Source organism: Pyxidicoccus sp. MSG2, assembly GCF_026626705.1.
Lineage (GTDB): Bacteria > Myxococcota > Myxococcia > Myxococcales > Myxococcaceae > Myxococcus.
The window spans coordinates 9,495,370-9,509,225 of sequence record NZ_JAPNKC010000001.1 but is presented as its reverse complement, the minus strand read 5'-3'; the positions used below and the strand labels follow the sequence as shown (position 1 = coordinate 9,509,225).

The window sequence follows — 13,856 nt, the reverse complement described above, 5'->3', positions numbered from 1 at the left end:
GCCCTTCAGTGGGCGTCCGGACCGAGGTGCGGCACCTGCGCGCCCGGCAGCAGGGCCTCCAGCGCCGACGCGCTGTCCTGCTCCGAGCCATCCAGCGCCAGCACGCGGCCCGGCACCGCCAGGGGCAGGCGCAGCAACTCCTTGCGCGTGAGGCCGAAGACGTAGGCCAGGTGCCCCATCGGCCAGCGCTCCTGCATGTGCTTGAAGGCCGCTTCGTCCACGTCCTCCGGACGGCCGGGCAGCTCCACGTCCTCGTAGACCACCCGCTCGCCACCCACGCGCCGGCCGTTGCCGTAGGCGATGACTTCCTCGCCCTCGTCCGGATCAAACACGTAGGCATGCACCGTGACGTTGGCGGCCCGGGACAGGAGCCTCGGCAGCGCGTGGTGCGCCGCGTACCAGTGCGCGCCCTGGCGGCCGGCGGTGAAGGGGCCCACGTACGCCAACCGCACCACCTTGCGGCGCCGGTTCACCGTCACGTGCAGGCCGCTGGCGCCAGTGGCGCCGTCCAGCGCCAGCGCCTCACGCGCCAGCCGGATCAGCTCCAGCCCGCCCAGGCTTTCGATTCGTACGAGATAACCGCCGTGCGCTTCCAGGTTCAGCCCCCCGAGGATTGGCGCCGCCTATACCCGGCCCGCGCTCACATGGCAACTCCGGCTCCTTGAAAGCCCGGTCGCTACCAGGAGTCCAAAGTATTCCATGGCAGGCAGACATTCATGACACGCCGCGCCAACTTGCCAAGGGGGGTTCGGCTCTTACGTTGTTGACATGCGACTCGACAAATACACGGTGAAGGCGCAGGAGGCCATCCAGGAAGGCCAGTCGCTTGCCCGGCGGGCGGACAACCCGCAGTACGAGCCTGAGCACCTGGCGACGGCGCTCCTGGGCCAGAAGGACGGCATCGTCGAGCCCCTGCTCCGGAAGATTGGCGCGGACGCGAAGCTGTTCGCGGCCCGCCTGGGTGAGGCGCTCGGAAAGCTCCCCAAGATGCAGGGCGGCGAGAGCGCGATGCTCGGCCAGCGCCTGCTCAAGACATTCGACAAGGCCGAGGACGAGGCCAAGTCCCTCAAGGACGAGTTCATCTCCTCGGAGCACCTGCTGCTCGCGCTGACGCACGACAAGGGCGCGGTGGGCGAGGTGATGAAGTCCTCGGGCGTGACGAGAGATCGCGTCCTCGCGGGCCTCAAGGAAGTGCGTGGCTCCGGGCGCGTGACGAGCCAGGACGCGGAGGCCACCTACCAGGCGCTGGAGAAGTACGGGCGGGACCTCACGGAGGCGGCGCGCTCCGGCAAGCTGGACCCCGTCATCGGCCGCGACGAGGAGATTCGCCGCTGCATCCAGGTGCTCAGCCGCCGCACGAAGAACAACCCGGTGCTCATCGGTGAGCCGGGCGTGGGCAAGACGGCCATCGCCGAGGGGCTCGCGCGCCGCATCATCGACGGCGACGTGCCCGAGGGGCTGAAGAACAAGCGGCTGGTGTCCCTGGATTTGGGCGCCATGGTGGCCGGCGCGAAGTACCGCGGCGAGTTCGAGGAGCGCCTCAAGGCCGTCCTGAAGGAAATCGCGGACGCGGCCGGGGAAATCATCCTCTTCATCGACGAGATGCACACCATCGTCGGCGCGGGCAAGGCGGAAGGCGCCATGGACGCGGGCAACATGCTCAAGCCGGCGCTGGCGCGCGGCGAGCTGCACTGCATTGGCGCCACCACGCTGGACGAGTACCGCAAGCACATTGAAAAGGACGCGGCCCTGGAGCGGCGCTTCCAGCCCGTCATGGTGGGCGAGCCCAGCGTGCACGACACCATCAGCATCCTTCGCGGCCTGAAGGAGCGCTACGAGGTGCACCACGGCGTGCGCATCCAGGACAACGCCCTGGTCGCCGCCGCCACGCTCAGCCACCGCTACATCGCGGACCGGTTCCTCCCGGACAAGGCCATCGACCTCGTGGACGAGGCCTCCAGCCGCCTGCGCATCGAAATCGACTCCATGCCCACGGAGCTGGACGACGTGCGCCGCAAGGTGACGCAGCTCCAAATCGAGAAGGAAGGCCTGAAGAAGGAGACGGACCCGCACTCGCAGGAGCGCCTGGGCCAGATTGAAAAGGAGCTGGCCAACCTGAGCGAGAAGTTCAACGCGCTCAAGGCGCACTGGGACGCGGAGAAGACGGCCATCAGTGCCATCCGCGGCCTGAAGGAGAAGCTGGAGAAGGCGAAGAACGACCAGGCGGCGGCCGAGCGTCAGGGAGACCTGAACCGCGCGGCGGAGCTGAAGTTCGGCGTGATTCCCTCGCTGGAGAAGGAGGTGAAGGCGCAGAACGAGAAGCTGGCCGAGCTGCAGAAGAGCCAGAAGTTCCTCAAGGAGGAGGTGGACGCGGAGGACATCGCCGAGGTCGTGGCCAAGTGGACGGGCATCCCCGTCTCGCGGCTGATGGAGGGCGAGGTCCAGAAGCTGGTCCACATGGAGGACCGGCTCGCCAAGCGCGTCATCGGCCAGCGCAGCGCGATTGAGGCCGTGTCCAACGCCGTGCGCCGCGCACGCAGTGGGTTGCAGGACCCGAACCGGCCCATCGGCTCGTTCATCTTCCTGGGCCCCACGGGCGTGGGAAAGACGGAGACGGCGAAGGCCCTGGCGGAGTTCCTCTTCGACGACGACTCGGCCATGGTCCGCATCGACATGTCCGAGTACATGGAGAAGCACGCCGTGTCGCGACTGGTCGGCGCGCCTCCGGGCTACGTCGGCTACGAGGAGGGCGGCCAGCTCACCGAGGCGGTGCGCCGGCGGCCGTACACGGTGGTGCTCTTCGACGAAATCGAGAAGGCACACCATGACGTGTTCAACGTCCTCCTCCAGATTCTCGATGAGGGCCGGCTGACGGACAGCCAGGGCCGCACGGTGGACTTCAAGAACGCGGTGCTCATCATGACGTCCAACCTGGGCTCGCAGGACATCCAGGCCGGAATGGCGGGCAAGGACGAGCTGGACGAGAAGACGCGCAACGAGGTGATGGACGCGCTGCGCGGCCACTTCCGCCCGGAGTTCCTCAACCGCGTGGACGAAATCGTCGTCTTCGAGCCGCTGCGCAAGAAGGACATCTACCGCATCGTGGACCTGCAGCTCGGAAGGCTGTCGAAGCTGCTCGCCGACAAGCGGCTGACGATGGACCTGACGGACAAGGCGCGCGACTTCCTCGCGGAGCGCGGCTACGACCCGACCTACGGCGCCCGGCCGCTGAAGCGGGCCGTGCAGAAGTACCTGCTGGACCCGCTGGCCCTGAAGGTGCTGAGCGGAGAGTTCCTCCCGGGTGACCACATCCAGGCCGACGCGGGCCCCGACGGGCTCGTGTTCGCCAAGGTGCTGGTGGACACCGCGAAGAACGTGAAGCGCTCGGCGTAGCCCGCGTCACGGCACGGTGCGGTGAAAGGGCCCGGTGTCGGGAGGAAGACACTCCCGGCGTCCGGGCCCTTCGTCTATCTCCGGGTGCTCCTCGCTATTCATGCAAATCCAGTGACTCGGATATGCTGCCCGCACGACTCGGGAGGAGTTGATGCTCGAAGTGGTGAAGGTGGCAACGCGGCTGAAGAATGCGCTGCTGGCGGACGCGGCGCGCTTCTATACGGAGGACGTGGGCCCGTGGGTGCCGGGCATGCCCACGCCCCAGCAGGTCAGCGCCGGGACGGGGCGCGAGCCGCTGTGGCTGAACCTGGGCTACTGGCGCGACGTGGAGAAGGTGGACGAGAACAACTGCGAGCGGGTGGGTGAGCTGTTCCCGGCCGCCCAGGCGCAGATGGCGCACCTGTTGGCACGCACGGCGAAGCTGGGCGCGGGCGAGTCGGTGCTGGACTGCGGCTTCGGCTATGGGGACCAGGACCTGCTCTGGGCCGAGTCGTACAAGCCGGCGCGCATCGCCGGCATCAACGTCACGCCGACGCAGGTGCGCATCGCGAGCGAGCGCGCGCGGCTCGTCGGCCTGGACAACGTCATCCGGCTGCAGGAGGGCTCCGCGACGAGCCTGCCCTTCGGGGCCGGCGAGTTCGACGTCGTCTTCGCGCTGGAGTCCGCCCTGCACTTCAAGACGCGCCGGGACTTCCTGCGCGAGGCCTTCCGCGTGCTGCGCCCCGGCGGCCGGCTGGTGATGGCGGACATGTGCATGAAGACGGACCGCGAGGCCGGGCTGGGACTGCGGCAGCGCCTGCACCTGCGCTACTGGCGCGGCCGTATCGCCATGCCCGAGTCGAACGTGTGGACGTCGCAGCGCTACGTCGCCGAGATGCAGCGGGCGGGCTTCAAGAACGCCCGGCTGGACTCCATCGCCCTGGATGTGTACCCGGGCGCCAACACCGCGTTCATGGCCCTGCACAGCCTGACGCGCCACCAGCGCGAGCCCGGCGCGATGTCGCTGGAGCAGGTCCGGGAGAATGTGCGCAAGGCCCGGGAGACGGACCCCGGCCAGCTCTTCTGGCACCTGCACTACAACACCGACGAGTACGGGCTGGTCTACGCCGAGAAGGCCTGACGCCCGGGGCCGCGCTCAGAAGCCGCCGGAGGCGCTGCCCGTGGTGACACGGGCGGCGTGGGACGTGGCCTCCGCCTCCCCTGCCCCCACGCCGTAGAGCGCCTGCACCACCTTGTGGGCAATCTCCGTGTTCTCGTAGAAGCCGACGAACTGCTCCGAGCCCGGCCCGAGCGCGAAGAGCGGCACGAGCGAGCCGGTATGCGTCCTGGTGCCGAACTCCAGCGCCACGCCCCCGGCGCTGTCCGCGAGGACGCGCAGGCCTCCCGTTTCATGGTCTCCGACGACGAGCACCAGCGTGTCGCCGCGCTGCCGCGCGAAGTCCGCGACCACGCCCACCGTCTCGTCGAAGGAGCACAGGCTGTTGCGCAAGTCGTCGGCCGCGTTCTCGTGGCTGGCCGTGTCCGTGCCCTCGTGCTCCAGCAGGAGGAAGAAGCCGTCCGGGTCCGTGGACAGGCGCGACAGCGCCCACCGCGCGAGGTCCGGCAGCCGCGCGCCCGGGACGTCCGCGGCGTTCTTCTGCGAGGGGAAGACGGCGAGCGCCTTCGACGTCGGCGCCGAAGCAAGCCCGGCGGGCTCGGTGATGAGCGACCAGCCGTGCTGCGCGGCCGCGTCGGAGAGCACGGGCAGCCCTTCCGTGCCGAACAGCTCCGCACCGCCTCCCGCGATGAGGTCCACCTCACTGCCGAGGATTTGATTGACGATGTCCGCCACCTGGTCGCGGCGCGCGGTGTGGACGGCGAAGGCGGCGGGTGTGGCGTCCCCGAAGAAGGTGGTCGTCACCAGGCCCGTCGCCCGCCCATGCTCCTCGGCCAGCTCGAGGAGCGTGGTGAGGCGGTGGCCCTCCGGGTCCACGCCCAGCATCCGGTTGTTCGACTTCGTCCCGGTCGCCATCGCCGTGGCCGCCGCCGCCGAGTCGGTCACCACCGAGTTCGCCGAGCGCGTGGAGACCATGCCCGTCACCGGAAAGCGGCCCGCCGCGAAGTCCTCGCCCCGCAGGAGCCGGGCCGCCGCGAAGTGCGAAGGGCCCATGCCGTCCCCCACCATGAGGACGACGTTCTTCGGAAGGGCGGCATGCGCCTGGGGCACCGCGGCCGGGACACTCCGGCAGGACAGCGCGAGGAAGGCGGGGATGGCGAGCAGCGAGCGCAGGCGGGGCATGGGGTGTCCTTTGCCCGTACAGGCTGCCCGGCCATTCCCCCAAAAGCCAATCGAACCTTTCCGTCGAAGGGCAAGAATCCTTCGATGGCCCGCGCTCAGCCCGCCGACAGGGCGCCGGACTGGGACGGCGGGGCCCACTTCGCGTTGAGCTGCTGGATGGTCGCCAGCGGGATGCCGAGCAGGTACATGTAATAGAGCGCCCGGTGCTGGTCATTCACCTCGGACTCGAACGCGCCCACCCAACCGGTGGAGTAGAGCTGCCCCGGCAGGCTCGTGTTGGCGCTCGGCTGCGTGTACGTCAGGTCCGCCTTCTGGAGCGCATTGAGGGTCCGGTCGACGGCCGTCCTGCACACGAGGCCGCACTGCGGTCCGCCGGGGTACAGGGACTTGATGGACTCCAGCCCCTCCGTCGTCCACAGGCGGGGGACGACGTCCAGCGCGTTGAAGTAGCGCATCGCCGACGCGAAGACGGTGTCGAAGGCCGACGCGAAGGCCGTGTTGCCCGCGGTGGGCGCGGCGAAGGTGATGGGCAGCACCCCGGAGACATTCGACAGCGCGCTCTGGAACCACGCGGCGAGCACCGTGGCCATCTGCCCTCCCAGGCTGTGTCCCGTCACCAGCACGGAGGGTGAGCCGGACAACCCCTGGAGGAAGGCCAGCAGCGAGCCCGTGCCCGAACCCGGCACGGAGGAGACCATGTTGTCGATGTTGGTCCACACCTGCACCACGCCCTTGGAGACCTGCGCGCCAGGGAACGAGGACGCGGTGAAGGGCAGGGCCTCCTGCGTGGCGACATTCTTGTCCTGGATGACGTCCTCGATGCGGTCGAACAGCGTGCCGCGCACCACCACCGCGTACTGGCCCGCGTTGTTGGAGGCCACGTAGACCAGGTCCTCGCCCTGCGTCGCCGGACCCCAGACAATCCCCCAGCCGTTCTGCACCGTGGCCGCCATGGCCTGGTTCATCAGCGTGAAGCGCTCCGTGTTGGTGTTGAGCTGGCCCAGATACGAGATGGCCGACAGGGTGATGGCGAGCTGCGCGGTGGAGGGCGTGGAGGCCATGGGTGATTCCTTTCGGTGAGGGCTCGAAGCCCCCGGTCCAGGTATCCCCGCCCATTTTGCACCGGACATGCCGGGCAGGGCTCTCCTCTGGAGCGAGCCCCGGCCATCCCCGGGAAGAGGGGTTCGACGTGTCGGCCCGACGTGTCGGCCCGACGTGTCGGGAGCCAGGACGCGCGCGCAAGCGAATCGGACGCCCGCGCATGGAAGTCGGGCGTGCGCGCGAGCACCTTTGCGTCCGTCCCACAGGGGACTCACGGAGGAGACACGTCATGAAGGTGCTGGTGACGGGCGGCACGGGATTCGTCGGTGGGGGCGCCATCCGCGCGCTCCGGCAGCGGGGCCACGAGGTGCTCACGCTCGCCCGGGAGAGCCGGGCCGCTCGCGAGCTGGCCGCGTCCGGCGTGCGGGTGGTGCACGGGGACCTGTCCGCGGACCATGTCCCCGCGGCCCGGGAGGTGGATGCCATCGTCCACTGCGCCATGGCGCCCTTCAAGGGACTGCGGGTCAGCCGCGCGGAGCAGCGCCGCATCGCCGAGCTGGACCTGGACTGGTCCCTGCGCCTGCTCCGGGCGGGCGCGGGCGCGGCCTCCACCTTCGTCTTCAGCAGCGGCATCTGGGTGTATGGCGACACGGGCGAGTCGTTCGCGGACGAGTCCTCGACACCGCGCCCGTTCCGCATCGTGGAGTCCAAGGTCGCCACGGAGCAGAAGGTCGCCGAGGAGGCGCGGCGGCTGGGCTACCGCTCGGTCATCGTCCTTCGCATCGGGACGGTGTATGGCCCCACCGGCTCCTTCGAGAAGTTCTTCCTCCAGCCCATGCGCGCGGGAAAGCGGGTCCGCTGGTTCGGCTCGGGCCTGCAACACACGTCGCTCGTCCACGTGGACGACGTGGGGCAGGCGTACGCCCTGGCGGTGGAGAAGAATGAGTACGCGACCTACAACATCGTCGACGACGAGCCCGTGCCCATGCGCACGTACATGGGCTATCTCGCGGAGCAGCTCGGGGCGCCCGCTCCCGGAGGGCTGCCGGCCTGGCTCGCGTCGCTCGTCACCGGCGCCCTCGGCGAGCCGCTGACGCACGGCCAGAAGGTCAGCAACGCGAAGGCCCGGCGCGAGCTGGGGTGGCGCCCCGCCTTCCCCACGTACCGCGAGGGCCTGCGGCATCTGGCGACTCCGGCCACCCCCGTCTTGGCGCCGGCAGCGCCCGCGTGACTACAGTGAGGGCCCCCCTCCCGGAGGCCCACCGTGGACGTCCTCTCCGACGTGCTCCAGATGGCTCGCATGCAGCAGACCTTCGTGGCGCGGGTACGGGCCTCGGCGCCGTGGGCCCTGCGCATGGGCGGCGGGAACAAGGCCTTCTTCCACGCCATCCTCTCGGGCACCTGCACCCTGGCGATGGAGTCCTCGGGGGAGACACACGCGCTGGGCACGGGTGACATCGTCCTGCTGCCCCGGGGGGACGTGCACACCGTGAGCACCCCCGGTGCCGAAGCGCCGATGGACCTCGTGGGCCAGGTGGGCACCAGCCCCGGCGCCTGCCCGGGCTTCTCCTTCGGCGGCGGTGGCGAGGAGGTGCTCGCCGTCACCGGCGTCTTCGAGTTCGACACCCCGGACGACGCTCCGCTGGCCCGCATGCTGCCGCCGCTCGTGCTGGTGCGCGGCCGCTCGCCCGAGGCGGTGCAGTGGGTGGAGTCCACGTTCCGCTTCCTCACCTCCGAGTTCTCCGGCGACACGCCCGGCACGGAGGTGGTGCTCCAGCGGCTGGCGGACCTCGTCTTCCTCCAGACGGTGCGTGCGTACCTCCACGCCTCGGGCCCGAAGAGTCAGGGCTGGCTGGGCGCGCTCGCCGACCCGCAGGTGGGTCAGGCGCTGCGACTCCTCCATGAGACGCCCTCGCGCCGCTGGTCCGTGGAGGAATTGGCGGAGGCAGCGGGCCTGTCCCGCTCGCGCTTCGCGGAGCGCTTCCGCCAGGGCGTGGGCGAGTCCCCCATGGAGTACCTCTCCCGGCTGCGCATGCGGAAGGCCGCGGCCCTGCTGCGCGGCGGGAGGCCGAAGCTGCTCGAGGTGGCCCAGCAGACGGGCTACGAGTCCGAGTCCGCCTTCAGCACCGCCTTCAAGCGCTGGGCGGGCGTCTCGCCGGGGGACTACCGCCAGCGGCACGCGCAGCCGGGGCAACGGGCGTCTTGACCCGGGTGCGGCTTCCGCGCGAAGAGCCGGACGCATGAAGCCTTGGGAGACGCTCGACACCGCGCAGGTCCCCGACGTGGGGGAAGTCTCGCTGGTGCGGCGCGGGGACGAGTACGTCCTGCGGGTGCGCGGCCAGACGCTGATGTCCAGCCGGCGGCACGGCTCGGAAGAAGCGCTCGCGGAGGCCGGCTGCGCGGAGCTCGCGGGGAAGAGCGGCGCCCGGGTGCTCGTGGGCGGCCTGGGCTTCGGGTACACGGTGCGGGCCGTGCTGGACCGCGTCGCGCCCGGCGCACGGGTGACAGTGGCCGAATTGCTCTCCGCGGTGGTGGCCTGGAACCGGGGTCCGCTCGCCGCGCTGGCGGGTGCGCCGCTGGAGGACCCGCGCGTCACCGTGGTGGAGGGAGACGTGGGCGCGCTCATGGCCCGCCAGTCCGCCACCTTCGACGCCATCCTGCTCGACGTGGACAACGGCCCCACCGCCCTCACCCACCCCGACAACCAGGGCCTGTATGGGCTGGCGGGGCTCGCGCGGGCCTTCCACGCGCTGCGCCCCGGGAGAATGCTCGGCGTCTGGAGCGCGGGCCCCGCGCCCGGCTTCGAGCGCCGCATGGAGCAGGCCGGCTTCACCGTCCAGGTGCTGCACCCGGCCGCTCATGGCACGAAGGGTACGCGGCACACCCTCTTCATGGGTCGGCGTGGACGCCGCTGATTCGCCGCAAGTCGTCATCACTCCGGGTCTGTGACGAGGCACGCTACAGCCCCTCCGGTGATGTAACAGCGCACGCCACAGCGCTCCGGCACCGCAGGTCTCCTCTCCTCTGAACCGAAGCCTGCCCCCACCCTGTCGTCGTGGCGTGGACAGTGCATTGCCCTCCGGGGCCGGGCCCACGCGGAGCTCCCGCCTGGATGACGCAGGTGGTCGCCCGCGTGTGGCGGAGACGGCAGCACCTCCCCCAAACGACGAGGTTTCACATGCAGATGAAGATGATGGGCAGCCTGATGGCTGCCGCGCTCCTGAGCGTAGTGGGTTGCCAGGGTGACGAGTCGCAGACGACCGAGGACAACCTGGGTGCCCAGGAGGCCGCGGCCGGGACGCAGTGTGTGCAGCGCTTCCAGGGCATCACGAGCTGTGCGACGGGCAACGCGCAGATGACCTCCACGCAGGCGGGCCTCCAGGTCTCCGGCCTGAAGAACGCGGGCACGGACGGTGTCTCCGGCACCTTCGCGCGGTCCACGAGCTGGACGCAGACCGCGCAGATCAAGTTCGGCGCCGCGCAGGGCGGCATGTCGCTGGCGGCTCGCGCGGGCGACCAGACGGTCGGCACGCTGAAGCTCACGCCGAGCCGTGACGGGACGTCGATGGTGGCGCAGCCGACCTTCAGCGGCAGCGGCGCTCCGGGCGGCTCCGCCTACCGCGTCAACGTGTGGAACAACGGCGTGCTCCAGGGCGGCGGGAACCAGCCGGCCGGCAGCTTCATGATCATCCGCGACTGGTGGGACCTGCTGCGCTGGGTCCTCGCCGTCTACTCCTTCGACAACGGCTACGACATCGAGATCTACAAGCCCGGCGCCACGCAGTCCGCCCAGTACATCCCCGGCGCCTGCGTGTGGCGCGTGCAGAACCAGCTGGGCACCTTCTCCGTGCAGATGTCGGACGGCCGCGTGCTCCAGGGCAACATGGTTGAGTTCGTCGAGCAGATCGAGGACGGCCACTACCCGTACACCGACTTCACCGCCATCGACGTGAAGGCGGCCGCGGAAAGCTTCGCCATCACCGGCGAGACCTTCGTCCCGGCGAAGTAGCCTCACCCGCCTGTGCCCCGCACAGGCGCAGCGCCGGGCAGGTCGGTGTATCCTGCCCGGCGTCCACCATTGGCGGCCCGCCCCCCGGGCCTCCAGGAGACTTCCCCCATGCGCGGGCGGCTGTACCTTGTTGGCATTCCCGTGGGCGCCCTCCTGCTCACCGTCGTCTGGGCAGCCCCGGGGCGGCGCCCGCCCGTGCTCGAGCTGGGGGACCTGACGTCCGTGGTGGAGCCGGGAGAGGAGCTCTCCGGTGGCACCACCACCGTGACGGACCCCGGACGCAATGCCTTCGGCCGCTCGCTGATGAACATGGACCGGGCACGCTGGCCGGAGTTCCACGCGGGCAAGAAGGTGTTCGGCCGCGACTGGAACGACACACGCACCGGGCCCGTCATCGTGGGCCCGCTCTTCAGTGCCGCCTCCTGCATGACGTGCCACGTGAAGGACGGGCGCGGCCGGCCTCCGGCCTCACCGGCGCAGGCGCCTGAGTCGATCGTCTTCCAGCTCACCGCGCCGGAAGGACGTGGGCCGCATCCCGTCTACGGCGAGCAGCTCGACCTGCACGCGGTGGACGGACGGACCGCGGAGGGCAGCGTCGAGGTGGACTACGACGAGGTGCGCGGCGAGTTCGCCACGGGCGAGGACTACGCGCTGCTGCGCCCGCGCTACCGGTTCAAGGACCTCTCCCAGGGCCCGCTCGGTGAAAAGACGCCCTTCTCCCCGCGGGTGGCCCCGGCCAACTTCGGCCTGGGGCTGCTCGAGGCGATTCCCGAGGACACGTTGCTCGCCCTCGCGGACCCCGACGACGCGGACCACGACGGCATCTCCGGACGGCCGAACCAGGTGCTGGACGTGGCCGAGCAGCGGACGAAGACGGGCCGCTTCGGCTGGAAGGCCAACCAGCCTTCACTCCAGCAGCAGGTGGCCCACGCCCTGGTCGCGGACATGGGGCTCACCACGGCCCTCTTCCCGAAGGAGCAGGGACATGACGCCGCCGCCGCGCCCGGTGGGCCGGAGGTGACACCGGAGGAATTGGAGCGCCTGGTCTTCTACATGCGGCTCGTCGCCGCGCCGAAGCGGCGGGACTGGGACGCGCCGCCCGTGCTGCGGGGCAAGGCCGTGTTCCGCGCCATCGGCTGCTCCGGTTGCCACGTGTCCACCGCCTTCGAGACGGGCACCGTGCCCGGCTTCCCCGAGCTGTCCGGACAGAAAATCCATCCGTACACCGACCTGCTGCTGCACGACATGGGCGAGGGGCTCGCGGACGGCCGCAAGGACGGGCTCGCCACCGGCCAGGAGTGGCGCACCCCACCGCTGTGGGGCCTCGGGCACCAGGAGGCCGTCAACGGGCACACCCGCCTGCTGCATGACGGCCGGGCGCGGAACGCCGAGGAGGCCGTCCTGTGGCATGGGGGCGAGGCCGCTTCCGCCCAGGAGCGCTACGTGCGCCTGCGTCGCGAGGACCGGGAGGCGCTGCTCGCGTTCCTGAAGTCGCTCTGAGGCCCCTGGCACGGGCACCGTGTCAGGGATTTGTTCGCCGCCCCGTCACTCTGGATTGAGCGCGCCCGGCCGAAGAGGTCCTACACGCTTTGAAGACGGTTCAACTCCGTCCGCCTCCACTTCCACGGGGGCGCTGCCGAGGGTTCGGCATCTGACTCTTAATCAGAACCCCAAATGGCTTGTTCACTCGGGCGCGCTCACTCCCTTCCTCCCTGACGGGCCGCGGCTTCACGACGCCGCGGCATCCGCCGCCTTCGCCCCCGCCACCAGGCGCATGGGCTGCGCGCGGCCGTAGGTGAGCGAGCGCCAGAGCCACTCGGCCGGACCGAAGCGGAAGCGCGCCAGCCACCAGTGGCTGAGTGCCACCTGCGCGGCGAACACGACGAAGCAGATGGCGACGACGCGCGACGGCGGCAGCTTGCCGATGAGCCCCAATCCCCAGCCGTCGTAGATGGACACGCTCACGACGGACTGCAGCAGGTACTGGCTGAGCGCCATGCGCCCCACGGGCGCGAGCCCTCCCAGCACCCGCTGCCAGCGCACGCGCTGCAACAGCAGGGCGAAGGCGGCCACGTACCCCGCGCCCAGCGCCAGGAAGCCAATCTCCTGGAGGTTGTTCACGACGAACTGCCACACGCTGTCCTGGGACGTCAGCAGGCCCATGGCGCGCAGGCGGGTCATCACCAGCCCGGCGACACTGATGGCCCCGCCCACCCCGAATCCCCAGCCGAGCATCCGGCGGAGCAGCGGGCGGTTCTTCTCCACGTCCTGGAGCAGCAGGAGCCGTCCCGCCAGCAGGCCGAACAGGAAGCGCGCGAGGATGAGGCCCATCCACTTGATGCGGTTGATGCGCCAGAACGTGTCCACGTAGTACGTCACGCGCCCCGCCATCCCCGTCAACGGAGAGGGGCTGGAGAGCGCCACCAGCAACTGCGTCCGGTGGCCGGCTTCCTCGGCCTGGGACGCCTTCGCCATCTCCGCCGCCGATTCCGCGCCGTGCAGCAGCACCGGCCCGTAGCGCTGGAGCACGGGCAGCAGCAGCGACATCACCACCATCAACCCCACCGCCCACACCAGCACCGTCTTGTTCGAGCGCGCGCGGAACAGCAGCAGCAGGAAGCCCACCATCGCGTACGTGTGGAGGATGTCGCCAATCCAGATGCCGAACAGGTGCACCACGCCCATGCACAGCAGGATGAACAGCCGCCGCGAGTAGAGCGGGACGATGGCGCCCCCCCGCGCCGAGGCCCGAGCGAGCTGGATGGAGAAGCCCAGCCCGAAGAGGAACGAGAAGATGGTGATGAACTTCTGGTTCACCAGCGTCTGGTAGACGGAGTTGACGATGACCTCGAGCAGCGGCGCTGCCTGCGCCTGCGCCTGCTCGCGGGGCAGCAGCGTCCGGCCGCTGAACCAGGTGATGGCATTGGAGAGGAAGACCCCGAACAGCGCGAAGCCGCGCAGCGCGTCCAGCAGGGTGACCCGCTCGGAGGCAGCCACCGGGCGGGCCTCGGAGGTGCTCCCGGCAGGCGCCGCGGGAGAAGTGAGCTCGGACATGGCTCCAAGAAGACGCCCGCGAACCGAAAGCGTCAACCAACACACTTCGAGCACCGCGTCCGCGACTCCGTGTGCGGGACG

The 13,856-nt window shown here is 70.1% G+C and carries 11 protein-coding genes; 7 read left to right on the top strand and 4 right to left on the bottom strand.

What is annotated here, in order from left to right:
- Window positions 1–5: 5 nt before the first annotated feature.
- The gene (locus OV427_RS37205) at window positions 6–479 is read right to left on the bottom strand and encodes a hypothetical protein (RefSeq protein WP_267860977.1); all 474 of its coding nucleotides are present in this window, start codon (window positions 477–479) and stop codon (window positions 6–8) included.
- A gap of 289 nt (window positions 480–768) precedes the next feature.
- Between OV427_RS37205 and clpB the strand changes: the two genes are divergently transcribed.
- On the top strand, window positions 769–3,393 hold the full coding sequence (gene clpB / locus OV427_RS37200) for an ATP-dependent chaperone ClpB (RefSeq protein WP_267860976.1): 2,625 nt from the start codon (window positions 769–771) through the stop codon (window positions 3,391–3,393).
- 151 nt (window positions 3,394–3,544) lie between these two features.
- Entirely contained in the window at window positions 3,545–4,513 is a 969-nt protein-coding gene (locus OV427_RS37195) for an SAM-dependent methyltransferase (RefSeq protein WP_267860975.1), read from the top strand.
- Between the two features lie 15 nt (window positions 4,514–4,528).
- Here OV427_RS37195 and OV427_RS37190 read toward each other — a convergent pair whose 3' ends face one another.
- Both OV427_RS37190 and OV427_RS37185 read right to left on the bottom strand, forming a co-directional pair.
- Complete coding sequence (locus OV427_RS37190; protein WP_267860974.1) at window positions 4,529–5,671, bottom strand: alkaline phosphatase; 1,143 nt, start codon at window positions 5,669–5,671, stop codon at window positions 4,529–4,531.
- A gap of 95 nt (window positions 5,672–5,766) precedes the next feature.
- On the bottom strand, window positions 5,767–6,732 hold the full coding sequence (locus tag OV427_RS37185; protein WP_267860973.1) for a lipase family protein: 966 nt from the start codon (window positions 6,730–6,732) through the stop codon (window positions 5,767–5,769).
- Window positions 6,733–7,001: 269 nt separating this feature from the next.
- Between OV427_RS37185 and OV427_RS37180 the strand changes: the two genes are divergently transcribed.
- The 5 genes from OV427_RS37180 to OV427_RS37160 all read left to right on the top strand — a co-directional run bounded on the left by OV427_RS37180 (window position 7,002) and on the right by OV427_RS37160 (window position 12,221).
- Window positions 7,002–7,943 (top strand): NAD-dependent epimerase/dehydratase family protein, encoded by a 942-nt coding sequence (locus OV427_RS37180; RefSeq protein WP_267860972.1) that lies wholly within the window; start codon window positions 7,002–7,004, stop codon window positions 7,941–7,943.
- A 33-nt stretch (window positions 7,944–7,976) separates the two neighbouring features.
- Window positions 7,977–8,918 carry an AraC family transcriptional regulator gene (locus OV427_RS37175; RefSeq protein WP_267860971.1) on the top strand — a complete coding sequence of 314 codons (942 nt, stop codon included), beginning with the start codon at window positions 7,977–7,979 and terminating at the stop codon, window positions 8,916–8,918.
- A 34-nt stretch (window positions 8,919–8,952) separates the two neighbouring features.
- The gene (locus OV427_RS37170; protein ID WP_267860970.1) at window positions 8,953–9,627 is read left to right on the top strand and encodes a hypothetical protein; all 675 of its coding nucleotides are present in this window, start codon (window positions 8,953–8,955) and stop codon (window positions 9,625–9,627) included.
- 263 nt (window positions 9,628–9,890) lie between these two features.
- Entirely contained in the window at window positions 9,891–10,721 is an 831-nt protein-coding gene (locus OV427_RS37165) for a hypothetical protein (RefSeq protein ID WP_267860969.1), read from the top strand.
- A gap of 108 nt (window positions 10,722–10,829) precedes the next feature.
- The gene (locus OV427_RS37160; protein WP_267860968.1) at window positions 10,830–12,221 is read left to right on the top strand and encodes a di-heme oxidoredictase family protein; all 1,392 of its coding nucleotides are present in this window, start codon (window positions 10,830–10,832) and stop codon (window positions 12,219–12,221) included.
- Window positions 12,222–12,449: 228 nt separating this feature from the next.
- Here the strand turns inward: OV427_RS37160 and OV427_RS37155 are convergent, their stop codons facing one another.
- Complete coding sequence (locus tag OV427_RS37155; RefSeq protein WP_267860967.1) at window positions 12,450–13,775, bottom strand: DUF418 domain-containing protein; 1,326 nt, start codon at window positions 13,773–13,775, stop codon at window positions 12,450–12,452.
- Between the last annotated feature and the right edge of the window lie 81 nt (window positions 13,776–13,856).